Origin of the sequence: Mesorhizobium sp. 113-1-2, from assembly GCF_016756475.1 — a bacterium.
Classification (GTDB): domain Bacteria; phylum Pseudomonadota; class Alphaproteobacteria; order Rhizobiales; family Rhizobiaceae; genus Mesorhizobium; species Mesorhizobium loti_C.
This window is the reverse complement of the sequence record NZ_AP023242.1, coordinates 1,666,215-1,691,624: the sequence shown is the minus strand read 5'-3', so window position 1 is coordinate 1,691,624 and position 25,410 is coordinate 1,666,215. Positions and strand designations below refer to the sequence as shown.

Here is a 25,410-nt window from a genome sequence, read left to right as displayed (position 1 = left end):
GCGGATCTAGCCCCCCGCAGCCATGGCTGTAATCGTCTTCTTGGCGCGCTGGATCGAGGCCGGGCTCATCGAAAGCTCGGTCAGTCCCATCTCGATGAAGGCCGGGATCAGATCCGGGCGTCCTGCCGCCTCGCCGCACATGCCCACCATGATGCCGGCAGCGACGCCGGCTTTGGCGGTCATCTCGATCGCCGACATGACCGCCGGATTGGTGACGTCGTTGAGCTTGGCCACGGTCGGGTTGAGCCGGTCGGCGGCCATGATGTACTGGGTCAGGTCATTGGTGCCGATCGAGAAGAAAGCCACCTCCTTGGCCAGCGCCGGAGCGATCAGCACCGCGGCCGGGGTTTCGATCATCACGCCGAGATCGAACGTCGCATAGGCCACGCCTTCGGCCTTGAGTTCGGCGGCGCATTCATCGACCAGTGCACGGGTGCGTGTGACTTCGGAAATATCGGACACCATCGGCAGCATGACCTTGATGTTGCCGTGCACGGCGGCCCTCAGCAACGCCCTGAGCTGGCGCTTGAAGATATCGGGCCGGTCGAGGCACATGCGGATGCCGCGCCAGCCGAGGAAGGGGTTCTCCTCGTCGGGAAACTCGATGCCGGCAATCGGCTTGTCGCCGCCGATGTCGAGCGTGCGCACGATGACCGGATAGGGCGCGAAGGCTTTGGCCAGCGCCGCATAGGTCTCGGCCTGCATGTCCTCCGAGGGAAGATGCATGTGGCGCATGAACAGGAGCTCGGTGCGGAACAGGCCGACGCCCATGGCGCCCGCCTCCTGCGCTGCCTCGATTTCCTCCAGTGAGCCGATATTGGCCGCGACCTCGATCACCTTGCCGTCCGCGCGTTTCGGCGTCACCGTCTTGAAGGCGGTCAAGCCGGCGCGCTCCTTCGCCGCCGCCTCGACGCGGCCGGCGTATTCGGCGCGCGTCGCCGCGTCCGGGTCGAGGATCACATGACCGGTATTGCCGTCGAGCGCCACGTCGCGCGCGGTGCGCAAGGCATTGACCTGGTCGCCAAGGCCCAACACCGCCGGAATGCCGTGCGAGCGGGCGATGATGGCGATATGCGAGGTGGCGCCGCCATGGCCGCAAATGACGCCGCCGATGCGTTTCAGCGGCGCCCGCGCCAGGTCCCAGGCGCCGATGTCGTCGGCGATCAGAATGGCGCCTTCCGGGATGCTTTCGAGACTGACATCGTCCTGACCGAGCAGCACCAGGCAGATCTGCCGTCCGACCGCATGGACATCGTCCGCCCGTGCATTGAGGTAATGATCGTCGACGGCGCTGAAATCGGCGGCGATGGTGGCGGCTGCGGTGATGACGGCCGAGACCGCATCGTTGCCGCCCTTGATCGCCTTTTCGGCCTCGCCGGTCAGGCTGTCGTCGGCGGCGATATCCCTGAGTGCCGCGACGATGCCACGGTCTCCCGCCGACAGGCTGTCCTGCGCCAGGGCTCGGTCCATGCGCGCGTGGACGGCGGCGACGGCCGCACGGAACCTGTCGATCTCGCCGGCGATTTCGTCAGCCTGCAACAGGCGGCCCTGTCCGGCGATGTCAGGCGGGAAATGCGCGAAAGCTGGCCCGATGGCAAAGCCTTCACTGGCGGCGACACCGCGCAAGCCGTTTGCTTCGCCTGTCACAGCCGGCACGGATTGGAGCACCGGTGCGGGTGCCGTTTCCTGGCCGGCATCATTGGCCGGGCTGTGCGGCTCGACTTCATCGTCGAGGCCCGCCTTGGGGTTTTCCAGATAGCCGATCAGCGCTTCGATCGCCTCGATGGCGTCGGCGCCATTGGCCCGCACGGTGACTTCCTGGTTTTCCTTGACCGCCAGCAGCATCAGCTTGACGGAACTCTTGGCGCTGACCGCCTTGCCGTCCTTGACCAGTTCGACATCGGATTCGAAACCCTTGGCGAGCTTGACGAAGCGCGTGGCGGGACGAGCGTGCAAACCTTCATGCACTCTGACGATGGTCGAGCGTTCCATGGCAAATACTCTGCTTTTCCTAGCGCCGTGACCAGACGGGCGGCGGCGCGAATGCTTCAGGCGGCGATGGTGATGATCGCGTCTGTCTTCAGGGCGGCCACGAGCGCCTGGGCGTCGACCTGCGATGCGCAGATTTCGCCTGGCCTCTCGGCTTCGGTGGCGCCGTTGAACGAGATGACGACGTGGCCCATCTCAAGCACCTTGCTCCACGCGCTGGAGCCGACGGCGGTTATAACAGCGGAAACCGGACCAAGAGTGATCGACGCGCCCTTTTGCGGCGCGCCGTCGCTGGGTCCGAGCTCCGTCTTGTGGAGCACCGAAACCTCGGCAAGCTCCGGCGGCGAGCCATCCGCAAACAGGATGACCACGCCCCCTTCGGCAAGATCCGCCACTTCGGGCCCGATGGCAGTGACCCGTGTTCTCAACAGAACCGTCATATGGCGAACCTCATTTTCAACTTTCCTTAGAGCGGCTCACCGTTTTCACGGAAACGGCGAACCGCTCTATCTCTTTGTTTTGACGCAATTCCTGACGGAAAACCGCTGACAGTTTTCCTGGAATTGCTTTTAGAACACGATCAGGCTGACGACCCAGGCGATCAGCACCGAGACCGGGCCCATGATCTGGCGGCTGATGAGCACCGCCGGAACGCCGATTTCGATCGTCTTCGGCTTGGCTTCACCGAGCGCCAGGCCGACGGGAACGAAGTCGCAGCCCACCTGGGTGTTGTAGGCAAACAGCGCCGGCAGCGCCATCGCCGGTGAAATCGTGCCGTTGGCGATCTGCGGGCCGATGATGGCCACGCCGATAACCTGCGCGATAACGGCGCCTGGCCCGAGGATGGGAGACAGGAACGGCAGGCCGCAAATGGCCGAGATGATCAGCAGGCCGACAATGTTGTTGGCCAGTGGTCCCATCGGTTGGGCGAGCACGTCGCCGATGCCGGTGTACAGGATCAGGCCGATGAGCATGGTCACGAAGGCCATGAACGGCAGCACGTTGCGCACCACCTGGTCGATGGTGCGGCGGCCGGAATTGAAGAAGATGCCGACCACCCGGCCCATGACGCGGCCGATCGAGCTGATCAGGCCGATAAGCCCGCCTTCGCTCGGCAGCGGCTGTGGCGCCGCGGCTGCGTTGTTGTTGTTTGAACTCATCGATGCTGCTCCCCCCGCAGTGGTGACCGCCTCGGATCCGTCCGCCATTGTGACGTTGGCCGGCTTCACGCCCGAAACGTAGATGTCCTCGGTGATGAACTGGGCGAGCGGCCCAGCCTGGCCGACCGGCGTCAGATTGACGGTCGGGATGCGCTTGCGCGGATAGACGCCGCAGCGTGCAGTGCCGCCGCAATCGACGACGACAACCGCCATCTCGCCTTCCACCGGCGGCGCCTTGAAGCCGTCGACAGCCGTGGCGCCGGTCATATCCGCGATAAGCTGGGCCACGGGATGAATGCCGCCGCCGGTGACGGAGACGACCTTGTCACGCTGGCTGGTCGGCTCGATGACGAGCGGGCCGCCCCAGCCGGTGTTGCCCCGGGAGATCTTAACGGCTTTGAATGTCTTGGCCATGATGTCCTCCCGCCCTTACAGCTCGACGCCCTGGCGGCGTGCCATGATCATGGTGATGCGCTCGGTCAGCATGCCCTTGAGCAGGATGACGACGAGGCCGACAATGGCGTACCAGATCGCCACCTTGACGTGGTAACCGGCGACGACAACGCCCTTCTTCTCAAGCTCGAGCAGAGCCACGAGAATGCCGCCCCAGACGAAATATTCGCCGGGATTGATGTGCGGGAACAGGCCAAGCGGCGGGTGCACGTAGGACACGGCCGCGTCATAGAAAGCCGGCTTGTGCTTTTCTTCCAGGAACGATCCGAACGTATAGGCCATCGGATTGGTGAGGAAGAACACCGCCAGCAGCGGCAGCAGCGTATAGCGGGTCAAGGCAATCCTGCCGGCGCCGCGCGCCAGCCCATGCACGCGCTCCTCGCCGACCAGTTCGGTGACGGCGTAGAAGGCGGTCATCAGCACCACCAGCGTCGGAATGATGCCGGTGACGAAGCCGGCGAACACTTCGCCGCCCTTCTGGAAGATGCCGATGAAGTACTTGCCGATGGCGGTCAGCCAGCCGAGTTGCTCTTCCTGCTGGACTTCCTTCAGCTTTTCCTTGAACTGATCGACGGTGATCGGTCCGCTGTCTGCTTGCGCCAGGACAACGAGATGGTCGGAAGCATGCTCGACGGCGAGCTTGCCATGCAATGCAGCATCCGAGACCATGGCACCCGCGACATGCAGATTGTGCACGGCCATGTCGGCATGCTGCGCCAACAACGAAAATACAGACATTTCTCCTCCTTATGCCGCCCGCCGGTTATCCCAGTCGGTGCGCGGCGTCCTCTAAGCCCTTGCTACGTTCAAACCGGACAGACCCGGCTTCTTCCCCGGCTCCGACCGTGCTTTGTCGATCTGTTCGATCGCCCGCTTCACGGCCTCGGCCACACCGGGTTCCCCCTCCCCCATGATCGCAGGGTTGGACCGGAGTCGATCGAGGGCAACACCCTCGAATTCTTGATGTCTTTTGAACTTCGTGAAAACGGACCGGCCGCTCATCACCATCACGCGGCGCACGATCAGGTCAGGTGTCACCACGACGAGCGCGATGGTGCCCTTGGCCAGCCGGCCGCGAAAATTGCCGGCTCCGACGAAGCCGTCCTTGTACTGGTCGGTGACGCCCCGGAAGACATCCGAATAGTGCCGCATCTGCAGCCAGACGCCGAGCGACTGCAGCGCCCACACAATAACCAGTAGAAGCAGTCCCCACTGCCAAATCGCCATTCGGTTCTCCTCCCGAAGCCTCCGTTGAGACGTACCTTGGACTGGCACGAGACAACAGCAAAGTGAGAACATTTGTTTCCGCGAATGTCAATATGTATGATATTGGCTTCTACCACGCCGTCCACAGGTCGTCTGCCGATTTCGGCGGCGGCATGGCTGTGCTAGCCTGTCAGCAAACGGGATGCATGCAATGGAACTGCCCTTCAGGGATGAACTGGCCCTAATGCCCGACCTGCGCCACCGCTTGCGGCAGCTGCGCTGGTTCCGCGCCACTTTCCGTGGCAGCGCCAAGGTGGTTTCCGACACGTTCGGCGTGCGATTCGAGATCGACGAGGCGAAGCTGACAAGGGCTTTTCTCGACTGGGTCGAGATCATGGAGGCGCAGAAGCGCTTCGCCGCGATAGACCGCGCCGACTTTATCGTCTTTGCCGCAGGCCTCGTGCTGCGCGAACTGATCAAGCAGGCGCCGGCCCGGGAAATCTCGGGCCTCACCGAGCTCATCGAAACGGATCAGAATGCCGGCACGCTGGAAATCATCCGCTTCTGGCCGGAAGGTTTTCTCTACACCAACTACTGCGTCTCGGTGATTTCGGCGATCTATGAGCAAGAATTCGGCAAGGCGCCCAGCATCGACAAATGCGCCGACGATCTGCGCACCTGGTGGTCCTATCGCGAGAACGTCACCGAGATGCCGGCCTACGCGGTGGCTTTCCTCGACCGCTTCCTCGGTGCGGAACCGAATTGGATCACGCCGGATCGGGCACAGTCCCGGCAAGCCATGCAACGGGCGCTCGGATCCACGCGCGCAAGCGATGCGCTGCGCCAGCTTTGACAGCTCACGTCTCATGCACAAAACGCGCTCAAGACACCGCACTATTGAACATTTGGCTTTTTGCCGATAGCGATGTGCGAAGTTTGACGTGAGGAGACGAGCGCGTGGCGCGACCAAGGCCTATCATTTTCGACTGCGACGGCGTTCTCGTCGACAGCGAGCCGCTGGCCGCCAGGGCCTATGAACGCGTCTATGAAAAACACGGCATGCCCGGCGTCCATGGCGGCATCATCGCCCAATGCGTCGGCATGAAGCAGTCCGACATCATCGTGCGGATCAAGGAATTGACCGGCCACCAGTTTCCGGCGGCGGCGGACGGCGACATCTGGGCCGAGACCAAGGCGCTGTTCACCGAGGAATTGAAGCCAACGCCGGGGATCGCCGCGTTTTTGGAAACGCTCGAGGGCGACCGCTGCGTTGCCTCGTCATCCTCCGTCGAGCGCATCAACCACAGCCTTGCCGTCACCGGGCTGGCGCATTTCTTCGGCGAGGCGATCTACAGTTCCTCGATGGTCAAGAACGGCAAGCCGGCGCCCGATATCTTCCTGTTCGCCGCCGCCAAAATGGGCGGCGCCCCGGCCGACTGCATCGTCATCGAGGATTCGCCCTTCGGCATCCAGGGCGCGGTCGCCGCCGGCATGACGGCGATCGGCTACACCGGCGGCGGCCACACCTATGTCGAGCACGCCGCGCGGCTGACGGCGGCCGGTGCCGATTTCGTCTGCGCCGACTGGCATGACGTTAGCCGGCAATTGTCCAAGTTCGGAGTGCCGGCCTAGGCTGCCAGGGACTAGAGAGGCCGCGGCCATTCGCTGCGTGGAAGCTCAGCGCCGACACGGAAGTCGAACGACAAGACCCTCGTCGCATCGGTGTCGACCTCGCACCGGAAGCTCAGATGGTACCATGTGGTTGTCGTACTGAAGGCGACATCCGGAGCGTAAATTATATTGCCCCCCTTCAGCGGAACTTTCGGCCACTGAATAGGAAAATAGGAACCTTCCACCAGTTGCTGTTGCAACTCGCTGGCGCAAAGTAGGGAAGCACGCTCATTGCGAGGCACGCCGCCCATCGAGGTGGTGGCCAGCGCATCGCTGGTTGCGCCCTGCGAATAGAGCCTGCGAACACTTGGAAGGCCCGAACCGTTCCGCGATGCGGACTTCGAGGCCTTTGAGGGGCTGGGCTTCGGCGCATTCGCGGGTTTGGGCCTCGGCGCTTCGGCTGATGTGGGAAGCTCGATCTCGCCGTCGGCAGCCAAAGGCGCTGGTGCCGCGCCCTGTTGCTTGGCGGCGTCGAGCGCCGCCTGCTTGTCTGCCTCCTGTTTAGCTGCCTGTTGTTTATCAATCTCCGCACTTGAAGCTGCCTGCTGCTCGGAGTCTGCCGGCTTGACAGGCTGGTTTTCTGCCGGCGGCTCGACCGGCGGCTTCGAAGCGTCATCCTTGGCCGGCGCCAGCGAACTGTCCTGAGCGCTGGCCCCATCCAAGGATTTCCTCGGGCCGTTATCCTTGTCGCCGAACTGAAAAACGGGCTTCAGGACCTCTACCGGCGGGGGCTTCTGTGCCTGCTTTTCGGGCGGAGGTGGCTTTTCAACTCTCTGCTCGGGCGGTTGTTCTACCTTAGGCTCCGGTGGTTTTTCAAACTTCGGTTCCGGTGACTTAGGGGGCGATACGGGAGTAGGTTTCGGTTTCGGCTGATCGGGCGGAGGCACGAGCGCCACATTGACTGGCTGCTCCTCCTGCGGCTTTTGCGGAGGAATTGGCAGGCCATATATCAGGATTGCCGCGACAAGCACGTGCAGGATCAGCGATGCGGGGATGCCCCACAGCAGATTTCGACGCCGTTCTCGTGCCTCGTCCTTCATCCCAGCCGATGTGGAATGAAATAGCGGCGGGTTCAAGCATTGGCATTGGATTTGCGCATTTGGCTGATGACAATTTGGCTCAGCACACCCAGGACAGCCCGACCAAAGGCGCGGCTGCCGCCGGCATGACGGCGATCGGCGGCAGCCTATGTCATGGCGCGCGCCTGACGGCGGCTGGTACTGATTTCGTCTGCTCCAACTGGCATGGTATTAGCCGGCAATTGTCCCGGCTCGGCGTGCCAGCCTAATTCAGCGGATACTTTGTAAATCCGCGACTGGCCCATTCGCCACGCGGGACCAATGAGCCCACATGGAAGTTGAAGGACAGGACCCTCGTCGCATCGGCGTCGACTTCGCACCGGAAGTCCAGATTGTACCAGGCGCTTCTGGTGCTGAAGGCGGCTTTCGGAGGATTGAGGACATTGCCTGCGTCCAACGGGCTGTTTGGAACCCACTTGATGGTATAGTCGGCATTCTGCAATTCTCGGCTCAGAACGTTGCCGCAAAGGGTGGCCGCGCGCACCCCACGCGGCACTTTATCCATTGAGCTCGTGGCGAACGCATCGCCGGTTGCTCCCGGCGAGTAGAGCTTTCTGACGCCCGGAAGGCCGGAATAGATCGGTGATCCGGCAACGTCGTTGTTGGTGGGGTTTGACCTTCCAGCATTCCCAACCGGCGCCTTGAAGGCTCTTGCCGGTTTGAACGCCATTGTCTTGGCAGGTTTGGGCTTTGCCTTTCCAGTTGAGGCTGGAGGCGCCGGCTTGTCACCGGTCTCAGCCGCCAATGGCTTTGGCGTCACGACCTCTGGTTTTTCGGCGGTTTGCGATGCTGGCTCCTGCTTTTCCGACTGTTGCTTATCGGCATCCTCGGTCGCTTGCTTTTCCTCGCTTTGCGCGGGTTTTTCGTCGGGCGGAACGGTGGCAGGCTTCTCGTCAGGTTTGCTGGGCTCTGCCTTCTGCTGAGGCGTTGCAGCCGGGGCGGGCTGGGCCGGCGCAGGCGTCGGTGTTATAGGCGGCTTCGCCGCCTCATCCTTGGCCGGCGACGGCGTGCTGGGTTTAGCGCTGCTTCCGTCGAGCGATTTCTCCGGCCCAGTATCTTTCTGGCCGTACTGAAAAACGCGCTTCAGAACCCGTTCGTCTGGCGGTTTCGGCGGTTCCGGAGGCGGCTTTTGTTCAGGTGGCTTTTCAGCCTTCTTTTCAGGCTTAGGCTCCGGTGGCTTTGGAGCAGGTTTCGGCTTAGGCTTCTCGGGCGGCGGCACGATCGCGACATTGACGGGCTGTTCCTGCTGAACCGGTTGCTGCTCGGACCTCGGCACGCCAAAGAACAAGAACGCCGCGATCATGGCATGCAGGATCAGCGATGCGGGGATGCCCCACAGCAGATTCCGACGCCGTTGTTGTGCCTCGTCCTTCATCCCGACGGATTTGGAACGAAATAGCGGCAGCTTCAAGCATAGGCACGGGATTGGCGCGGTTTAGCCGCTGACACCTTGGTGATCACGACCACCACGCGCAGGCCGTGTCCCCTACGCGCAACTCAAAGCCGCCAAGCAGGTCCAGCATCATCGCAAGGCTGTCCCTGCGGCCGGGATAAGCCAGCCGGACTTTATCCGCAGCCGTGCGTAGGCCCCGCTCTCCAACGTGACCGGGTCTGGTTGTTCGAAGTGCAAGGTAAGATCGGGACCGGCGGCAGGCGCGAATTCGATGCGCGCGGCACCTCCCTGATAGATCACCCGCTTGACCAAACCGTCGAGGCCCGCGCCATCGGGCGACACATCGAGATCGGCCGACCGGCAGCAGATCTTTGCACCCTCACGCGGCCGCTCGCCGGACCGGCAGCGGACCACCAGTTCGGTTCCCAGAACCCAGACCTTGCAATGGCCGCCTTCTTCTCCCGTCAAGACATCGGCTGGCAGCAGCATGCCTTGCGAGATGAAGGACGCCACCATCTCATTTGCCGGCTCATGATAGAGTTCGCGCGGCGTCGCCAGCTGCGCCAGGCGCCCGTGATCCATCACCGCGATGCAGTCGGCCAGCGCCATCGCCTCGGCCTGATCATGGGTGATGTAGACGATGGTCGTGCCGGTGCGCTTGTGGAAGGCGGCGAACTCGTCCTCCATCGAGGCCCTGAGATGCACGTCGAGATTGGCGAGCGGCTCGTCGAACAGCACAAGCGACGGCGCGGCGACAAGGCAACGCGCCAGCGCGACGCGTTGCCGCTGGCCGCCGGAAAGATTGGCCGGCCTGCGCTCGCCCAGCCCCTGCAGATTGACCAAGGCAAGCGCATCCTCGACCTTCCGGCGCGCGACCGCCTTGTCGAGCTTGGCCACCCTCAGCGAATAGCCGATATTCTCGGCCACCGTCATATGCGGCCACAGCGCATAGTTCTGGAAGACGATGCCGACGCGCCGCCTTTCCGGCGCGACGCTGCCGCCGCTGTTCGAAACGACATCGTTGCCGATGCGGACTTCACCCGAGCTCACTTTCTCGAAGCCAGCGACGAGCCGCAGCAACGTCGTCTTGCCGCAGCCGGACGGCCCAAGCACGGCCAGGAACTCGCCGTCAGCGACGTCGATCGAGACATCTTTGACCGCATCGAAGTCGGCGAAGCTCTTGGTCACATGGTCCAGGATCAGTCGCGCCATGGCAGAACTCCGCTCGGAAGATGCGAGGCAAGCAGGTTGGTCACCAGCATCAGCGCGAAGGTGACCGTAACTGTGATGACCGACATCGCCGCCGCGTAGTTGGAATCGCCGCCCTGCTCGAAGGAAAACATGACCACGCCAATGGTTTCCGAGCCCGAAGACCACAGCAGCGCCGAGACGGTGAGTTCGCTGAGCGCCGTCATGAAGATCAGCAGGCCACCGGCCATCGCCGCCGGCGCAACCAGTGGAAAGATGATGGTGCGCATGCGCGTGAACAGACCGGCGCCCGCCACTTGGGCTGCTTCCTCCAGCGTCCGGTCGATCTGGTGATAACCGTTGATGGTCGGCCGCAGCGCCAGCACCAGGAAGCGGGCGAGGTAGGCGTAGAGGATGATCCAGACCGTGTTGTAGAGCTGGATGCCGGTCAACGGGATCGGCCGCAGGAACAAGAGCAGCGAGGCGATCGCCAGCACCACGCCCGGCAAGGCATAGGGCAGTTCGATCGACAGGTTGAGCAGCCGCACCCAGCGCTGCTTGCCCCAGGCGATGAGATAGCCAACTGGCACGGCGACGACGACCGCGAAAAAGGCGGCCGCGATCGAAAGCCAGAAACTGTTGAAGAAGGCGCGGTTGGCGGCATCATGCTCGAACAGCACGAAGCGGTAATTGTCGAGCGTCGCTGTCTTGGCGGTGAGCGCGATGCCATAGCCGGGTACAAGCGAGGTCAGCACCAGCCCGAACAGCGGCAAGAACAGCACCAGCACGATCAGCAGCCACATGGCGGCCTGGACAACGGGTCGCCAGCGGCCGAGCTCGTAGGGTTCAGCCGGCAGCGATGTCGAAGAGATGCGGTAGTCGCGGCGGCGACTCATCACTTCCTGGGCAAGGATGCCGGCCATGGCGATGACGCCGATCAGCACCGACAGGAACGCGGTCTCGCCGAGCACCGCCGGACCGCCGCCGGCCAGCTTCTGATAGATGAGCGTCGGCAGCACCAGATAGTTGGCGGGGATGCCGAGAAAGGCCGGAATGCCGAAATTGCCGACGCAGGAGACGAAAGCCAGTGCGGCCGCCGCCATGATCGAGGGCGTCATCAAGGGCAGAACGATGGTGACCAGCACGGTGAACCAGCCGGCACCGCCGGCGCGCGCGGCCTCGACCAGTTCGCGCGGCAGCTTGCGAAGGCCGGCCCGCACCAGCAGGAAGACCAGCGGGCCATATTGCACGCCGAGCAGCAGGATGATGCCCGAGGTCGAATAGAGCGGGTTCTTCGTGCCGAGCGGCGGTGCCGCGCCAAACAGCTTGAGGAAAGGGCTTGCCGGACCGAACAATTGCAGCCAGGCCAGCGCCGTAACCTGCGGCGCGATCATCAGCGGCATGACGTAGCACAGCACCAAAGCGCTGCGGCCGCGTATGTCGGTCAGCGAGACCAGCACCGCCACCAGCGTTCCCGACAGCACGGCAAGCAAGGTGCCGCCAATGCCGACGACCAGCGTATGCCATGTCGCGATCCACGTCGCCGGGCTTCTCAGCCCCGCCTCCACGGCCATGGTCGACAGCGTGCCGCCGGGTGCCACGATCTCCTTGATGAGGCGCAGCATGGGGAGCAGCGAAAGCAGCACAATGACGACGGCTACCGCCGCCGTCAGGGCCATTTCCTGGCTCCGGCTTTCCCTGATGCGTGTCGGCATGATTGCGCGTCCTGGGATCGGTGCGGGCGGGATGCCGATCGGCATCCCGCCGCAATTGCCGGCTCAACCGCCGAACAGTTCCTGGAACTTCGCCTTGTCGGCGTCGGTCTTGGCGACGATCGCCTTGGTGTCGAACGGCATCACCTTGACCTTGACGCCTTCCGGCAGCCAGTCGGGGCGGCCGATCGAGGCGCGCGCCGGCAGATAGCCCATGGACAGCGCCAGCTTCTGGCCTTCATCGGACAGAATGAAATCGACGAACTTCTTGGCGCCGTCGACATTTCTAGCGGTCTTCATGATGGCGACGGGTTCAGTCACGGCAGGCACGCCCTCGCTCGGGAACACGAACTCGACAGGCGAGCCTTTCTTCTTGGCGTTCATCGCCATGAAGTCGACGAGGATGCCATAGGGCTTCTCGCCCGATGCCACCGACTTCAGCACCGCGCCGTTGCCGCGCACGCTGACGGTGTTGTTGGTCTTCAGCCTCTGGAAGAAATCCCAGCCATAGTTGGTATCGCCGGCAAAACCGGAAAGCAGATAGGCGGCGGCACCCGAATAGAGCGGGCTCGGCATGACCAGGCCATCGGCATAGGCGGGCTTGGCCAGATCGGCCCAATGCTCAGGCTTTTGCGTGGCCGCGGTGTTGTAGACGATGCCGGTGGTGATCAGCTTGCTGCCGAAATAGGTCTTGCCGGCGTCATAGGCATCCGCCTCGATGCCCTCGAGCTTGGCTTCGGGATAGGGCAGCAGCCGGTCGTCCTTCTTCAACAGTTCCATCGAGACCGCATCGGCGATCAAGAGCACGTCGGGCTGCGGGCTGCCCGCAGCGAACTCGGCCGCCATCTTGGTCAGGATGTCGCTGGTTCCGGAGCGATAGATGGTCACGTCGATGCCGGGCTGCGCCTTCTTGAAGGCGTCCACGGTCTTGGCCGCATCAGCTTCCGGCTGCGATGTGTAGAGCGTCAGAGTTTCGGCGTTTGCCACGCCGGCAAACAAAGTTGCCGCGAGCGCCAGCTGGCTGGCCAGCAGCTTGATGAGTAGCGTCTTCATGAGACCTCCTGTCTTGTCCGTGCATGAGCGGTCCGGTGTTGTGGCCGGTTCCCGTCCCTCCCTGCACGGCGCGTATGACTGGTGGATGACAGCGCACATGCGCGATCAGATCAAGCGACAGCCTGGCATGAAATGCTCTCGCGGCACGACAAGAGGGGCCTGCGGAAGTGACCTTCCGCAAGCCTCATAACCATTGTGGCCGCTGGCGCAACTGGCGCCCGGAACTATGCTTTCCCGACCCGTCAAAGACGCCTTGATCTAGACCAGCATGCCCATCGGGTTCTCGATGAGCCGCTTGAAGGCGACCAGCAGTTCGGCGCCGAGCGCTCCGTCGACAGCGCGATGGTCGGTCGACAGCGTCACCGACATCACTGTGGCGATTTTAATCTCGCCATTCTTGACCACCGCCCGTTCCTCGCCGGCACCGACCGCCAGGATCGTCGCATGCGGTGGGTTGATGACGGCGGCAAAGTCCTTGATGCCGAACATGCCGAGGTTCGACACCGCCGTGGTGCCGCCCTGGTACTCTTCCGGCTTCAGCTTGCGGCTGCGGGCGCGGCTGGCCAGATCCTTCATCTCGTTGGAGATGGTGGACAGCGTCTTTTCGTCCGCATGCCGGATGATCGGCGTGATCAGGCCACCGGGGATCGACACGGCGACACCGACATCGGCATGTTTGTGCTTGACCATGGCGCTTTCGGTCCACGAGGCATTGGCATCCGGCACCGCCTTCAATGCCAGTGCCATCGCCTTGATGACCATGTCGTTGACCGACAGCTTGTAGGCGGGAGCCTCGCCCTTGTCGGTCTTTTTCATCGGTGCCGCGGCATTGATCTGCGTGCGCAGTGCGAGCAACGCATCGAGTTCACAGTCGAGCGTCAGGTAGAAATGCGGGATGGTGGATTTTGCTTCGACCAGACGGCGCGCGATGGTCTTGCGCATATTGTCGTGCGGGACAAGTTCGTAGGAGCCCTGCTCGAACAGCTTCAGCACCTGATCGTCCGACATCGCCTTCACCGCAGGAGCGGAGGCGGCAACCGGCGCCTTGGCCGCGGGTGCTGCCTTGGCGCCGCCGCCGGCAATCGCGGCATCGACATCGGCCTTCACCACACGGCCGTGCGGGCCGGTGCCGATGATGCTGGCAAGGGCCAGTCCTGCCTCACGGGCCAGACGTCGGGCAAGCGGGGTGGCGCGGGCGCCCGACGGCGATTGGCCAATCTCCCCCCTTGTGGGGGAGATGCCCGGCAGGGCAGAGGGGGGCGTGACAGAATGCAACGTTGGCGGGACAGCGCCCCCCTCTGTCGACTTCGTCGACATCTCCCCCACAAGGGGGGAGATTGGCGCCGCGTCTTGCTTGGCCCCATAGACCTCGTCATCGGCATAGATCCAGGCCACCGGCGCGCCGACCGGAATGTCGACGCCTTCCTTGCCGGTCACATCGCGCAGCACGCCGCTGGCCGGCGCATCGATCTCCATTGCCGCCTTGTCGGTCTCGATCTCGAACAGCACATCGCCCTTCTTGACGTGCGCGCCTTCCTCGGCGAACCAGCGCGAGATCTGTCCGGTCGCCATGTCCATGTCGACCTTGGGAAGAATGACTTCGGTGGGCATGTCTCAGCGAACCCCTTTGACGAGGTCGCGCGCGGCGGTGATGATGTCGGGAACCTGCGGCACCGTCGCCTTCTCCAGCTCCGGATTGTAGGGGATCGGCGTTTCGGCGCCGCCCAGCCGCACGATCGGCGCATCAAGATAGTCGAACGCCTCGCTCTCGGCGATCATCGCGCTCACCTCGGCACCGATGCCCAGCGTCTTGACCGCTTCGTAGACGCACATCAGCCGCGACGTCTTCTTGACGCTGTCGATGACGGTCTGCTTGTCCATCGGCCGGATCGTTCGGAGGTCGACGACTTCGACGTCGATGCCTTCGGCTTCCAGCGTGGCGGCGGCGTCGAGCGCCTTCTGCACCATGATCGAGGTGGCGACGATGGTGAGGTCTCGGCCCTCGCGGCGGATATCGGCCTTGCCGATCGGCACCGTGTAATAGCCTTCTGGCACCGGCCCCTTCATCTTGTAGAGCAGCTTGTGCTCGAAGATCATCACCGGATCGGGATCGGCGACCGCCGCCAGGAGCATGCCCTTGGCATCGTAGGGCGTCGCCGGCTGGATGACTTTCAGTCCCGGCACATGGCCAAGCCAGGCTTCAAGGCTTTGGCTGTGCTGCGCGGCGGCACCCGTGCCCGAGCCGGCGGGAAAGCGCATCACCACGGGCACCGAAACCTCGCCGCCCAGCATGAAGCGCATCTTGGCCGCCTGGTTGACGATCTGCTCCATGGCAAGCGTGGCGAAATCGGAAAACTGGAACTCGAAGATCGGCCGCATGCCGGTGAGCGCAGCGCCAACCGCAACGCCCGCGCCGCCCAGTTCCGAAATCGGCGTATCGATCACGCGCTCCGTGCCATAGCGCTCGACCAGATCGCCGGTCACCTGGAAGGCGCCGCCATAGACGCCGATGTCCTCGCCCATCAGGAAGACGCGTTCGTCCATGTCCATGGCGATCGCCATGGCTTCCTGGATCGCCTGGGCGTAGCTCAGTTCACGCACCATCGCGTCCATCACGCCTGCTCCGTATACACGTAATTCCCGGTCTCGCTGACGTCAGGCGATGGGCTCGCCTTGGCGAACTCGATGCCGTCGGCGATCTCCTGCGCCACCTCACTGCGAATGGCCTCGATGCCCTTGTCGTCAATGAAGCCGAATTCCCGCAGCTCGTTTTCGAACAGCGTGATCGGGTCGCGGTTCGACATCCAGTCCTCGATCTCTTCCTTGGTGCGGTAGCGGTTGCGATCGCTCTTGGAATGGCCGCGATGACGATAGGTCTTGGATTCGATCAGTGTCGGCCCCTCGCCCGCACGGGCACGCTCGACAGCCCTGTAGGACGCCTCGGCGACCTCCGAAAAAATGTTGCCGTTGACGATGACACCGGGCATCGAATAGGCGGCGGCGCGGTCGGCGATGTTCTTCACCGCGGTCGAGCGCGCGGTCGACGTCGACATGCCGTAGCCATTGTTCTCGCAAACGAAAATGACAGGCAGCTTCCAGACTGCCGCCATGTTGAGCGCCTCGTGGAAAGCACCCTCATTGTTGGCGCCGTCGCCGAAGAAGGACACGACGACCTTGCCGGTCTTCATCATCTTGGAGGAGAGCGCTGCGCCGACGGCGATCGGAATGCCGCCGCCGACGATGCCGTTGGCGCCGAGATTGCCCTTGGCGACATCGGCAATGTGCATCGAGCCGCCACGGCCCTTGCAGTAGCCCGTGGTCTTGCCGAAGAACTCGGCGAACATGCGCTTCACTTCGGCGCCCTTGGCGATGCAGTGGCCGTGGCCACGATGCGTCGAGGTGATCTGGTCATCCTCGCCAAGCGGCATGCAGATGCCCATGGCGCTGGCTTCCTGGCCGATCGACAAATGCATGGTGCCGTGGATGAGGCCGCGCATGTAGCTTTCCTCCGCGCCTTCTTCGAAGCGGCGGATGAGGTACATCTTGTAGAGCACCTGCTGGAGCTGCTCGGCGCTGTACTGGCGATAGACGAAAGGCAGGTTGGCGCGACTGTCCGCGACGGCTTTGCTGGCCCCGGCCATGATCAGGCTCCCACGGTTCCGTAGACGAGTTTGTCCTGGCGGGCGCGCAGTTCGGCGATCTTGGAGCCCGGCGCCGGAGCGGCGTTGGCATAGGTGATGAGTTCGCCCTTCTTGATCGGTGACGTCACCGAGCCGCCCTGCAGCAGGCCGCAGGGAATGGCCTTGGCGGCATGCGCTTCCGGCGCCGTCATGATCCAGGCGCGGTAGCAATATTCGCCGATCGCATCGAGCTTTTCGCCAGGCTGCATGTCCTTCTTGGCGACCGCGGCGACTTCGGCCACCGGCCTGGCCAGCGGCACCATGTCGGCCTTGCCGTACAGCACGACGCGGGCGCAGGTCAGCGGCACTTCCAGCGAGGTCAGGTGATAGGGGCGATGGAAGGTGAAATACGGACCCTTGCCCATCTTCAGATCTTCCATACGTTCCGAAATGCGCGGATGCGACATGTCGGCGACGACGAAGACGCCGGGCGCGACGCCCTTGCCGATCGAATAGTCGACGACGCCGACCCTGGACAGCACGCCGCCATCCTTTTCAGGCACCAGCACTTTCGACAGTTCACCGAGAGTGGCGGCCGGGCCATGCATGCCGGCCTTGTCGGGTACCAGCCCGGTGGCATTGGCGATCGCCGCCATCTCGACCATGGTCTTGGAACCGTCGACGAATTCGACCAGCATGCGCACATTCATGTGCCGGCGCTTGGCCTCTTCCTCATAGGCGGGCGGCGTGGCGTCGATGTTGAGCGGGTTGTTCTTGCCCTTGCCGGCGGCAACAATCGGATGACCCATCGCCGAGACGAATTCAATCAGCTCCATGCAGGAGGACGGCTCGTCGCCTGCGCCCAGCGAATAGGTGACGCCGAGCCGGTCGGCCTCGCTCTTCAGATAGGCGCCGATGGTGACATCGGCCTCGACGTTCATCATCACCAGGTGCTTGCCATGCTCCATGGCGCGCAAGCCGATCTCGGCACCGACGGCGGGAACACCCGTGGCGTCGATGACGACGTCGATCAAGTCATTGTTGATGACCAGGCTGGCGTCGTTGGTGACCGCCACCTTGCCGGCCTCCATGGCAGCCGTCATTGCCGAAGCGTTCGACACTTCGCGCGCATGGCCGGTCTCCTGGAAGGCGATGTCCACGGCCCTGCTGGCGGCCGGCAGGTTCAATTCCGAGATCGCACCGATCTCGATGCCGGACATATGGGCGACGCGGGTGACGATGTCGGTTCCCATCTCGCCGGAGCCGATCAGGCCGATGCGGATGGGCTTGCCCGACTTGCCGCGCTCATCGAGATCGCGGGCAAGGCCCGTCAACGAAATATTGGAAGCCATACCGCTCATTCCTCCCACATTGCAGGCTTGTTCATTCGCTTGACGGGTATTGAACATCTGTATTTCTGTCAAGACTAATGTCCAATTTCCTGCACTTTTCGGCGCCTTTCTCGGAGACCGCGTGTGAGCCCAAAAAGGCGCCGCGAAGCACGGCACCTTGCGGACGGTGCACAAGCGGGCGACCGCAGGGATATGATCCTCGGCGCAAGGGAGATGCACGGGAGTTGGCGCGGTTAATGGGTCGCGACGACCCCTCGTCGCGTCCCGGAGTGGGAGACCTCTACGGGACTCGATCCGACACTGGCGGCACCGGAAAATCATGAAAGTGCACGATGACGCCATCCGCATCGATGAAGATCACGGCATAGGCCGGCGGTTCGTGCCCCAGCCGCCAGCTCTGCGAGAAATCGAGCGCGGTCTGATGGTTGGTGCTGCGCAGCGTGCTGACGGGAATGCCGCGCCAGCTGCCGGCGATCGGTCGATGGACGTGTCCGGCGAAGATGTGACGGACATTGCCATGGCGAGACAGCACCTCGTGCAAGGCATCGGCGTCAGCGAGCCTTACCTCGTCGAGCACCGGCATATGTATCCGAAACGGCGGGTGATGCATAAACAGGAAGACTGGACGGTCCCCCGCCTCTTGCAGCCGTTCATCGAGCCAGTCGAGCCGCGCCGCGCACAGCCTGCCCTCGACATGGCCGCTGTCCAGCGTATCGAGCAGGATCAGACGCCCCACGCTGCCGTCGAACACACTCTGGACGAATCCGCGCTCGGTGACGGCCTCGGGGAACATCTCGAGAAACAACGCCCGGTCGTCATGATTGCCGAGCATCAGCCGGCAGGGTGGAGAAGATTGCGCCAGCCTCTCCCGCAACGCCGCATAGGCGGCGCGCTCGCCGTCATTGGTCAGGTCGCCTGATATCACCACCAAGTCGGCATCGGCATGGTTCTCGCCGATGTCGGCAAGGCAGGCCTCCAGCCTTGCCAGCGGATCGGAGCCATAAAGCAGGCCGCCCGGCGCCATCAGATGCGGATCGGAGAGCTGGATGATTTTCATGGGCCTGACCGTACCCTTCCCGCCGGCGCCGCGTGGCGCCAGCCAGAAAACGCAACGCCTCGATTGACCCTCTACTGTGCCGTCCAGCCGCCGTCCATCGGCAAGGTCGTGCCGGTGATCTGCCTGGCGGCATCCGAGCACAGGAACAGCGTCAGCGCGGCAAGTTCCTCCACGGTGACGAATTCCTTCGTCGGCTGTGCAGCCAGCAGCACGTCATGCTTCACCTGTTCCTCGGTCATGCCGCGCGCCTTCATCGTATCGGGGATCTGCTTCTCGACCAGCGGCGTCCAGACATAGCCGGGCGCGATGGCGTTGACGGTGATGCCGTCCTGCGCCACTTCCAGCGCCACTGTCTTGGTCAGCCCTGCAATGCCGTGCTTGGCCGAGACATAGGCCGACTTGAACGGCGAAGCGACCAGCGCATGCGCGGAAGCCGTGTTGATGATGCGGCCCCATTTGCGCGCCTTCATGCCCGGCACCACTGCCTTGATGGCATAGAAGGCCGCCAGAAGATTGATGCGGATGATGGCCTCCCACTTGTCGTCGGGAAAGTCCTCAATCGGCGCGACATGCTGGATGCCGGCATTGTTGACCAGAATGTCGAGGCTGCCGAACGCCGCCTCGGCGTCATGCACCATGGCGCTCACCGCGGCGCCATCCATCATGTTGGCGTCGGAATAGCGGCACTTGACGCCGAAGTCCTTCTCGATGCCCGCGCGCTCCTGTTCGATGGCCGCAGGATCGCCGAGACCGTTGATGGTGACATTGGCGCCCTCGGCGGCAAAGGCGCGGGCGATGGCCAGGCCGATACCGCTGGTCGAGCCGGTGACGAGGGCATTCTTCGAAGACAGGGAACCCATGGTGATCTCGCGAGAAGTGGGAGGGGAATGGGAGCATATAATTGTGCGTCGCAACATGACAATGACAGAGCCATATGTCGGTGCGATTACGGCCAGACGACAGCGCCGGCACGGCCTCGCCCGCTGCGAAACCATGGTCGTTTGGCTGACACGGCACTGTCATGGTGCCGTGCAACATAATCGGCTGCGCATTCGCGCAGTCATTCCTGAACGAAATCCGTCCGACAGAACCTTGGGGGTGCAGCTTGGAAATCGCCGATGTCGTGAAGCGCGCCTACGCGATGCCGCTGACCAATCCGTCCTTCCCGCCCGGGCCCTACCGGTTCTTCGACCGCGAATACATCATCATCACCTATCGCACGACGCGCGAGGCGCTCGAGGCCGTGGTGCCGGCGCCGCTGGAAATCGACGAGCCGCTGGTCAAGTACGAATTCATCCGCATGCCGGACTCCACGGGCTTCGGTGACTATACCGAGACCGGCCAGGTTATCCCGGTGAAGTACAAGGGCCAGCATGGCGGCTACGTCCATTCGATGTATCTCGACGACGACGCGCCGATCGCCGGCGGCCGTGAGCTTTGGGGCTTTCCCAAGAAGCTGGCCAATCCCAAGATCGTCCATGAAGGCGAGGTGATCGTCGGCACGCTGCACTATGGCAGCGTCCTGTGCGCCACCGGCACGATGGGCTACAAGCACCGCGAAGCCGATCACGATTCCGTGCTTGCAGCACTTGCCGCTCCCAATTTCCTCATCAAGATCATCCCGCATGTCGACGGCACGCCGCGTATCTGCGAGCTGGTGCGCTACTACCTCACCGACATCACGCTGAAGGAAGCCTGGACGGCACCGGCCGCGCTCGACCTTCGGCCGCATGTCATGGCCGACGTGGCGAAGCTGCCGGTGCTCGACATCGTCTCCGCCGTCCATTTCAAGGCCGACCTGACGCTTGGGTTGGGCGAGGTCGTCCACGACTATCTCAGTGATCACAGCCGGCTCACAACCAGCACAACCCAGCCGGAGAAAATTCGTGCTTGAACGCAACCGGAACAAGGAAGCCGCCGCCACGATCGCGGAGATTTCGGCGCAATATGACCGCATCGCTTTGGTGTTCCAGGGCGGCGGCGCGCTCGGCGCTTACCAGGCCGGCGTCTACCAGGCGCTGGCCGATGCCGGCTGCGAACCGAGCTGGCTGTCCGGCGTCTCGATCGGCGCCATCAACGCCTCGATCATCGCCGGCAACGAGCCTAGCCGCCGCCTGCAGCGGCTCGAACAGTTCTGGCAGACCATCTCGGGCCGCAAGATCTGGTCGTACACGCCGGAAGGCGACATCTACCGCGACATCCGCAATCGCACCTCGTCCTGGATGACGATGACCATGGGCCAGCCCGGCTTCTTCAAGCCGCGCAATCCCAACCCCTGGTTCGAACAGCCGGGCGCCGAGGGCGCCACCAGCTTCTACGACACCGCCGAATTGAAGGACACGCTGGAGAGCCTGATCGATTTCGACATCCTCAACGACGGCAAGAAGCGGCTGAGCGTCGGCGCGGTCAACGTGCGGACCGGCAATTTCGTCTATTTCGACACCGACAAAGTGCGCATCGGGCCCGAGCACATCATGGCCAGTGGCGCGTTGCCGCCGGCCTTCCCGTCGGTCCGTATCGAAGGCGAGTATTATTGGGACGGCGGCATCGTCTCCAACACGCCGCTGCAATATCTGCTCGACCAGGAAGAGGACCGCTCGTCGCTGGTGTTCCAGGTCGACCTGTTCAGTGCCCGCGGCGTGCTGCCGCGCAGCATGCCCGACGTGCTGTCGCGCCACAAGGACATCATGTATTCCAGCCGCACGCGCCAGAACACCGACAATTTCAAACGCATCCATGGCCTGAAGATGCACCTGCTCGACGCGCTCAAGCGCGTGCCCAAGGACCAGCTGACGCCGGCGGAAGAGGCGCTGATCGCCGACTATTCGGACGCCGGCCTAGTCAACATCGTGCACCTGATCTACCAGCATAAGGGCTATGAAGGTCACGCCAAGGACTATGAATTCTCCGGCACCTCGATGCGCGAGCATTGGGAAACCGGCCTGGAAGACACGCAGCGCACCTTGCGCCATCGCAAATGGCTGACGTTGCCGGCCAATGCTGAAGGCGTTACCATCCACGATCTGCACAGGGAAGATCCGACGTAGACTGGCGAGGCCGTTGCTTCTCTACGGTTCAGTGGTGTGAGCCAAGATTCGTTTGACGGCCGTCGCCAACGTTTGAGATTGGCCGAGGCTTCTAAACTTCGTCATCCCTGGGCGAAGCAGGAGCGAAGCTCCGTCGCGGAGACCCTGGGATCCGTTCCGTGACCTTAGCCCTGGAGTGCTGCGGAGCAGAATTCTGAACCGTGGCGGCGCTCGGTCGCGGCATGGATCCTCGGGTCTGCGCCGCGTCGCTACGCTCCTTGCTTCGCCCGTGGATGACGAAGCGATCGACGTTCTGGCCAATTTCCTAGTTATGTTCCACGTCACCAGAAACGAATACGTCCTCGCCTCTTGAACACAGTGCTCGTTCAAAGAAAAAGGCAGCGCCGGTCGCCGGCGCTGCCTCTTGCTGAGCTTGTATGCTCCGCTCAGAACACCTGGCGGAAGACGATGAATAGCGTGAAGGCCAGCGCGATCGAGCATGGCAGGGTCAGAACCCAGGCCAGCAAAAGGTTGCGCACCGTCGACCATTGCAGGCCCGAGCCGTTGGCGGCCATCGTTCCGGCGACCCCCGATGACAGCACATGGGTTGTCGACACCGGCAGACCGAGCCGGTCGGCCATGCCGATGGTCACCATCGCCACGAGTTCGGCCGCTGCACCCTGGCCATAGGTCAGATGGCTCTTGCCGATCTTCTCCCCGACCGTGACGACGATGCGTTTCCAGCCGACCATGGTGCCGAGGCCCAACGCCAGCGCAACCGCGACCTTCACCCAGATCGGGATGAACTTCGTCGCGTTGTCGACGGCCTTGTGGTAGTCGGTGACCGCCTTCAGGTCGGCGTCCTGCATCGGCAGCAGCTTCTTCTTGTCGATCAGCTTGAGCGCCTCGCCGATCAGGTAGATGTCGTTGCGGGCGTTGCTGACCAGATCGGTCGGCACGTTATCGACCGATGCGTAGGGCTGCAGCGAAGCGGTGGTGTTGTGGATGTAGGTTTGCAGCGCGACGGTCGTCTGGTCACTCCAGGTCCGGGTGCGCACGGCATCCTGGACGGCCGCCTTGGCAGCCTTGGCATCGGCGACCGTGACACCGGGCTTCGCATATTTGCCCAGCGCGGTCTCGACGTTGACCGAAGCCGCCTTGTAGGCCTCGAGATAGTTGATGTCGGGCGTACGGTTCAGCGCATAGGCCGTCGGCACGACGCCGATCAGGATCAGCATGATCAGGCCCATGCCCTTCTGCCCGTCATTGGAGCCATGCGCGAAGCTGACGCCGGTGCAGGTGAAGATCAGCAGGCCGCGGATCCACCAGGGCGGCGGCGCGTTGCCTTTCGGTGCCTCGTAGAGCGCCGGATTGCGCACCAGAAGCTTCATCGCATAGAGCAGGATCGCGGCGGCGAAGAAGCCGATGATCGGCGACACCAGCAAGGTCACGCCGACATTGGTCGCCTGCGACCAGTCGACGCCGCTGGTGGCGCTGCCGGCCGGGGCCATGAACTGGTTGGCGAGGCCGACGCCGATGATCGAGCCGACCATCGTGTGCGAGCTCGAGGCCGGCAGGCCGAGGAACCAGGTGCCGAGATTCCACAGGATGGCGGCGACCAGCAGCGCGAACACCATGGCAAAGCCGGAGGAGGAACCGACCTGCAGGATCAGTTCGACCGGCAGCAGCGACAGGATGCCGAAGGCGACCGCGCCGCTGGAGGTGAGAACGCCGAGGAAATTGAAGGCGCCGGACCACATGACGGCGAATTCGGCCGGCAGGGAGCGCGTGTAGATGACGGTCGCCACCGCATTGGCGGTGTCATGGAAACCGTTGACGAATTCGAAGCCGAGCGCGATCAGCAAGGCGATGCCGAGCAGGATCCACGGCACGGTCTTGGCCACCGCCAGATCCTGGCTCAGCGCGTAGCCGACATAGACGATGCCGACCAGCACCAGCACGCCGAAGGCCGGCAGGAACCACTTGGCGCTGCCCGAACTATCCAGCGGATGATCCGGTCTCGGAATGCCCGCCTCACTGGAAATTATGTCCACCATGTCCCACTCCTATTGCATTGCAGCAAAGAACTGGAAAAGACGCTATGTCCGGTCGATGAACCCTGTGTGACGCCAGAAAGGCCTTTGCCCTCGGCGCCCGCTCGCCCTCATGCAGCGCCGGGACTTGTCTTCAGGATTGCCGAGAACAGCGGATCGAAGGCGCGGCTGATCGGCGCCGCGGCCGCACCAAGCGCGATCGACCAGGGATCGGTGGTGCCAAGCTGAAGGCGAGGCAGCATCCTTCCGGGCCGGTCGGCGATCGACGGCAGCAGCGGGTGCATCGCCTCGACAAGCCGGCGCGCCAGTGCCTCCGGCGCGCCGCTGGTCAGGATGACGGTCTGCGGGTCGAAGATCGTCTCGATGAGATGCACGCTCCAGCGCAGATCATGCGCCGCACCATCGATCCAGGCCATCATCTTCGGATCCCCGGCCAGCACCAGAGCGTTCATCTGTTCGTATATATCGCTGTCCGCCGGGTTGAGGCCGAGATGCTGGTAGAGCGAGGCCAGCGAGGCGCGGTGCTCGAGCGGCGTCGAGCCGGGGCCGGCCGGCGCCAGTAGCGCCATGCCGATTTCGCCGGCATTGCCATGGCCGCCGCTGTAGAGTTCGCCATTGAGGATCAGTCCGGCGCCGATGCCGTAGCCGACATAGAGGCAGACCGCGTGGTCGACGCCGTGTGCGGCGCCGACGATGCGCTCCGCCGTGGCGCAGGCAGCGGCATCGTTCTGCAGGCCGACATTCAGCCCCGTGCCTCTGGCCAGCGTCTCCAGCAGCGGAAATTTCTGCCAGGCCGGCATCATCCATTTGTCGTCGGAATCCTTCAGGCCGAAAGGGCCGGGCATGGCGACGCCGAGACCGACCAGCCGCTTTTCCGATTGGGCTGAAATGCCAGCCAGATCGCGGCGGACACCAGCGATCAGCTCGAGGATGATCTCGACGCCCTTCGACGGCTCGTCGAAAGGCAGGTTCGCCTCGGCCCGCGCCTGCACGCTGCCCATCAGGTCGACGGCGACCGCGCGCGTCAGATGGCGGTCGATATGCAGGCCGATGGCGAAGGCGCCTTCAGGCACCAGCCTGTAGGGGGTCGACGGCTGCCCCCTGCCCTTGCGCACCGCATCGAGCGCAACGACCAGGCCATCGCTTTCGAGATCCTCGATGATGTTGGAAACCGCCTGCTTGGTCAGCTGCGTCGCCCGCGCCAGATCGGCCCGCGACAGCGCGCCGTTCAGACGCAGCGCCTCGATCATGACACGGCGGTTGTGCGCGCTGGTGCCTTCCTGGTTGGTGCCGCTTTTGGCGCGGATCGGGCTGATGTCGTCCATCGGCGTTTCCCCTCTTGACTCCATTAGAATATTGATCGACTAATTAAGTCAAGCGAGTTGACTTAATGCGAG

General features: G+C 63.4%; 23 protein-coding genes. 5 read left to right on the top strand and 18 right to left on the bottom strand.

Features of this window, described 5'->3' with window-relative positions; genetic code table 11:
• Window positions 1-6 precede the first annotated feature (6 nt).
• The 5 genes from ptsP to JN279_RS08120 form a co-directional block, all read right to left on the bottom strand.
• On the bottom strand, window positions 7-1,992 hold the full coding sequence (gene ptsP / locus JN279_RS08140) for a phosphoenolpyruvate--protein phosphotransferase (protein WP_202352467.1): 1,986 nt from the start codon (window positions 1,990-1,992) through the stop codon (window positions 7-9).
• Window positions 1,993-2,048: 56 nt separating this feature from the next.
• The gene (locus JN279_RS08135; protein ID WP_183463622.1) at window positions 2,049-2,429 is read right to left on the bottom strand and encodes a PTS glucitol/sorbitol transporter subunit IIA; all 381 of its coding nucleotides are present in this window, start codon (window positions 2,427-2,429) and stop codon (window positions 2,049-2,051) included.
• Window positions 2,430-2,558: 129 nt separating this feature from the next.
• A complete protein-coding gene (gene srlE / locus JN279_RS08130) occupies window positions 2,559-3,563 on the bottom strand; it encodes a PTS glucitol/sorbitol transporter subunit IIB (protein ID WP_095201368.1) in 1,005 nt (334 codons plus the stop codon).
• Between the two features lie 15 nt (window positions 3,564-3,578).
• Window positions 3,579-4,340: a PTS glucitol/sorbitol transporter subunit IIC gene (gene srlA / locus JN279_RS08125; protein WP_095201367.1), complete on the bottom strand. Its 762-nt coding sequence runs from the start codon at window positions 4,338-4,340 to the stop codon at window positions 3,579-3,581.
• Window positions 4,341-4,391: 51 nt separating this feature from the next.
• Entirely contained in the window at window positions 4,392-4,829 is a 438-nt protein-coding gene (locus tag JN279_RS08120; protein WP_096450844.1) for a transcriptional regulator GutM, read from the bottom strand.
• Between the two features lie 190 nt (window positions 4,830-5,019).
• On the opposite strand from JN279_RS08120, the gene JN279_RS08115 reads away from it, so the two are divergent.
• Together JN279_RS08115 and JN279_RS08110 are read left to right on the top strand one after the other, a co-directional pair.
• On the top strand, window positions 5,020-5,661 hold the full coding sequence (locus tag JN279_RS08115; RefSeq protein WP_202352466.1) for a hypothetical protein: 642 nt from the start codon (window positions 5,020-5,022) through the stop codon (window positions 5,659-5,661).
• A gap of 104 nt (window positions 5,662-5,765) precedes the next feature.
• Entirely contained in the window at window positions 5,766-6,440 is a 675-nt protein-coding gene (locus JN279_RS08110) for an HAD family hydrolase (protein WP_202352465.1), read from the top strand.
• Window positions 6,441-6,451: 11 nt separating this feature from the next.
• Here JN279_RS08110 and JN279_RS08105 read toward each other — a convergent pair whose 3' ends face one another.
• Window positions 6,452-7,519 (bottom strand): DUF930 domain-containing protein, encoded by a 1,068-nt coding sequence (locus JN279_RS08105; RefSeq protein ID WP_202352464.1) that lies wholly within the window; start codon window positions 7,517-7,519, stop codon window positions 6,452-6,454.
• Window positions 7,520-7,578: 59 nt separating this feature from the next.
• On the opposite strand from JN279_RS08105, the gene JN279_RS08100 reads away from it, so the two are divergent.
• A complete protein-coding gene (locus JN279_RS08100; RefSeq protein WP_172348301.1) occupies window positions 7,579-7,767 on the top strand; it encodes a hypothetical protein in 189 nt (62 codons plus the stop codon).
• On the opposite strand, the gene JN279_RS08095 is transcribed toward JN279_RS08100, so the two are convergent.
• The 10 genes from JN279_RS08095 to JN279_RS08050 form a co-directional block, all read right to left on the bottom strand.
• Window positions 7,764-8,933, bottom strand: a complete 1,170-nt coding sequence (locus tag JN279_RS08095; protein ID WP_202353665.1) for a DUF930 domain-containing protein — start codon at window positions 8,931-8,933, stop codon at window positions 7,764-7,766. The two genes, JN279_RS08100 and JN279_RS08095, sit on opposite strands and share 4 nt — an antisense overlap.
• A gap of 147 nt (window positions 8,934-9,080) precedes the next feature.
• Window positions 9,081-10,163, bottom strand: coding sequence for an ABC transporter ATP-binding protein (locus JN279_RS08090; protein ID WP_202352463.1), 1,083 nt, complete (start codon window positions 10,161-10,163; stop codon window positions 9,081-9,083).
• Window positions 10,151-11,854 carry an ABC transporter permease gene (locus JN279_RS08085; protein WP_202352462.1) on the bottom strand — a complete coding sequence of 568 codons (1,704 nt, stop codon included), beginning with the start codon at window positions 11,852-11,854 and terminating at the stop codon, window positions 10,151-10,153. The genes JN279_RS08090 and JN279_RS08085 overlap by 13 nt, the downstream gene beginning before the upstream one ends.
• 63 nt (window positions 11,855-11,917) lie before the next feature.
• Complete coding sequence (locus JN279_RS08080; protein ID WP_202352461.1) at window positions 11,918-12,904, bottom strand: ABC transporter substrate-binding protein; 987 nt, start codon at window positions 12,902-12,904, stop codon at window positions 11,918-11,920.
• A gap of 258 nt (window positions 12,905-13,162) precedes the next feature.
• Window positions 13,163-14,515: a pyruvate dehydrogenase complex dihydrolipoamide acetyltransferase gene (locus JN279_RS08075; RefSeq protein ID WP_202352460.1), complete on the bottom strand. Its 1,353-nt coding sequence runs from the start codon at window positions 14,513-14,515 to the stop codon at window positions 13,163-13,165.
• A 3-nt stretch (window positions 14,516-14,518) separates the two neighbouring features.
• Window positions 14,519-15,517: an alpha-ketoacid dehydrogenase subunit beta gene (locus tag JN279_RS08070; protein WP_069090279.1), complete on the bottom strand. Its 999-nt coding sequence runs from the start codon at window positions 15,515-15,517 to the stop codon at window positions 14,519-14,521.
• The gene (locus JN279_RS08065; protein ID WP_202352459.1) at window positions 15,517-16,545 is read right to left on the bottom strand and encodes a thiamine pyrophosphate-dependent dehydrogenase E1 component subunit alpha; all 1,029 of its coding nucleotides are present in this window, start codon (window positions 16,543-16,545) and stop codon (window positions 15,517-15,519) included. Before JN279_RS08065 ends, JN279_RS08070 begins: the two co-directional genes overlap by 1 nt.
• Window positions 16,546-16,547: 2 nt before the next feature.
• Window positions 16,548-17,876 (bottom strand): NAD(P)H-dependent oxidoreductase, encoded by a 1,329-nt coding sequence (locus tag JN279_RS08060; protein ID WP_096450862.1) that lies wholly within the window; start codon window positions 17,874-17,876, stop codon window positions 16,548-16,550.
• A gap of 280 nt (window positions 17,877-18,156) precedes the next feature.
• The gene (locus tag JN279_RS08055) at window positions 18,157-18,933 is read right to left on the bottom strand and encodes a phosphodiesterase (RefSeq protein WP_202352458.1); all 777 of its coding nucleotides are present in this window, start codon (window positions 18,931-18,933) and stop codon (window positions 18,157-18,159) included.
• Window positions 18,934-19,004: 71 nt separating this feature from the next.
• Window positions 19,005-19,793 (bottom strand): 3-hydroxybutyrate dehydrogenase, encoded by a 789-nt coding sequence (locus JN279_RS08050; RefSeq protein WP_202352457.1) that lies wholly within the window; start codon window positions 19,791-19,793, stop codon window positions 19,005-19,007.
• Window positions 19,794-20,038: 245 nt separating this feature from the next.
• Here JN279_RS08050 and JN279_RS08045 point away from each other — a divergent pair, with 245 nt between their 5' ends.
• Both JN279_RS08045 and JN279_RS08040 read left to right on the top strand, forming a co-directional pair.
• Window positions 20,039-20,827, top strand: a complete 789-nt coding sequence (locus JN279_RS08045; RefSeq protein WP_096458017.1) for an acetoacetate decarboxylase — start codon at window positions 20,039-20,041, stop codon at window positions 20,825-20,827.
• On the top strand, window positions 20,820-21,980 hold the full coding sequence (locus JN279_RS08040; RefSeq protein WP_202352456.1) for a patatin-like phospholipase family protein: 1,161 nt from the start codon (window positions 20,820-20,822) through the stop codon (window positions 21,978-21,980). Before JN279_RS08045 ends, JN279_RS08040 begins: the two co-directional genes overlap by 8 nt.
• A gap of 425 nt (window positions 21,981-22,405) precedes the next feature.
• Here JN279_RS08040 and JN279_RS08035 read toward each other — a convergent pair whose 3' ends face one another.
• Together JN279_RS08035 and JN279_RS08030 are read right to left on the bottom strand one after the other, a co-directional pair.
• Complete coding sequence (locus JN279_RS08035) at window positions 22,406-24,016, bottom strand: inorganic phosphate transporter (RefSeq protein WP_202352455.1); 1,611 nt, start codon at window positions 24,014-24,016, stop codon at window positions 22,406-22,408.
• A gap of 107 nt (window positions 24,017-24,123) precedes the next feature.
• Window positions 24,124-25,338: an ROK family transcriptional regulator gene (locus JN279_RS08030; RefSeq protein WP_202352454.1), complete on the bottom strand. Its 1,215-nt coding sequence runs from the start codon at window positions 25,336-25,338 to the stop codon at window positions 24,124-24,126.
• Window positions 25,339-25,410: the final 72 nt, after the last annotated feature.

Coding starts and splice junctions, on each gene's coding strand:
- ptsP (WP_202352467.1), bottom strand. CDS start 1,992: ATGGAACGCTCGACCATCGTCAGAGTGCATGAAGGTTTGCACGCTCGT.
- JN279_RS08135 (WP_183463622.1), bottom strand. CDS start 2,429: ATGACGGTTCTGTTGAGAACACGGGTCACTGCCATCGGGCCCGAAGTG.
- srlE (WP_095201368.1), bottom strand. CDS start 3,563: ATGGCCAAGACATTCAAAGCCGTTAAGATCTCCCGGGGCAACACCGGC.
- srlA (WP_095201367.1), bottom strand. CDS start 4,340: ATGTCTGTATTTTCGTTGTTGGCGCAGCATGCCGACATGGCCGTGCAC.
- JN279_RS08120 (WP_096450844.1), bottom strand. CDS start 4,829: ATGGCGATTTGGCAGTGGGGACTGCTTCTACTGGTTATTGTGTGGGCG.
- JN279_RS08115 (WP_202352466.1), top strand. CDS start 5,020: ATGGAACTGCCCTTCAGGGATGAACTGGCCCTAATGCCCGACCTGCGC.
- JN279_RS08105 (WP_202352464.1), bottom strand. CDS start 7,519: ATGAAGGACGAGGCACGAGAACGGCGTCGAAATCTGCTGTGGGGCATC.
- JN279_RS08095 (WP_202353665.1), bottom strand. CDS start 8,933: ATGAAGGACGAGGCACAACAACGGCGTCGGAATCTGCTGTGGGGCATC.
- JN279_RS08090 (WP_202352463.1), bottom strand. CDS start 10,163: ATGGCGCGACTGATCCTGGACCATGTGACCAAGAGCTTCGCCGACTTC.
- JN279_RS08085 (WP_202352462.1), bottom strand. CDS start 11,854: ATGCCGACACGCATCAGGGAAAGCCGGAGCCAGGAAATGGCCCTGACG.
- JN279_RS08080 (WP_202352461.1), bottom strand. CDS start 12,904: ATGAAGACGCTACTCATCAAGCTGCTGGCCAGCCAGCTGGCGCTCGCG.
- JN279_RS08075 (WP_202352460.1), bottom strand. CDS start 14,515: ATGCCCACCGAAGTCATTCTTCCCAAGGTCGACATGGACATGGCGACC.
- JN279_RS08070 (WP_069090279.1), bottom strand. CDS start 15,517: ATGGACGCGATGGTGCGTGAACTGAGCTACGCCCAGGCGATCCAGGAA.
- JN279_RS08065 (WP_202352459.1), bottom strand. CDS start 16,545: ATGGCCGGGGCCAGCAAAGCCGTCGCGGACAGTCGCGCCAACCTGCCT.
- JN279_RS08060 (WP_096450862.1), bottom strand. CDS start 17,876: ATGGCTTCCAATATTTCGTTGACGGGCCTTGCCCGCGATCTCGATGAG.
- JN279_RS08055 (WP_202352458.1), bottom strand. CDS start 18,933: ATGAAAATCATCCAGCTCTCCGATCCGCATCTGATGGCGCCGGGCGGC.
- JN279_RS08050 (WP_202352457.1), bottom strand. CDS start 19,793: ATGGGTTCCCTGTCTTCGAAGAATGCCCTCGTCACCGGCTCGACCAGC.
- JN279_RS08035 (WP_202352455.1), bottom strand. CDS start 24,016: ATGGTGGACATAATTTCCAGTGAGGCGGGCATTCCGAGACCGGATCAT.
- JN279_RS08030 (WP_202352454.1), bottom strand. CDS start 25,338: ATGGACGACATCAGCCCGATCCGCGCCAAAAGCGGCACCAACCAGGAA.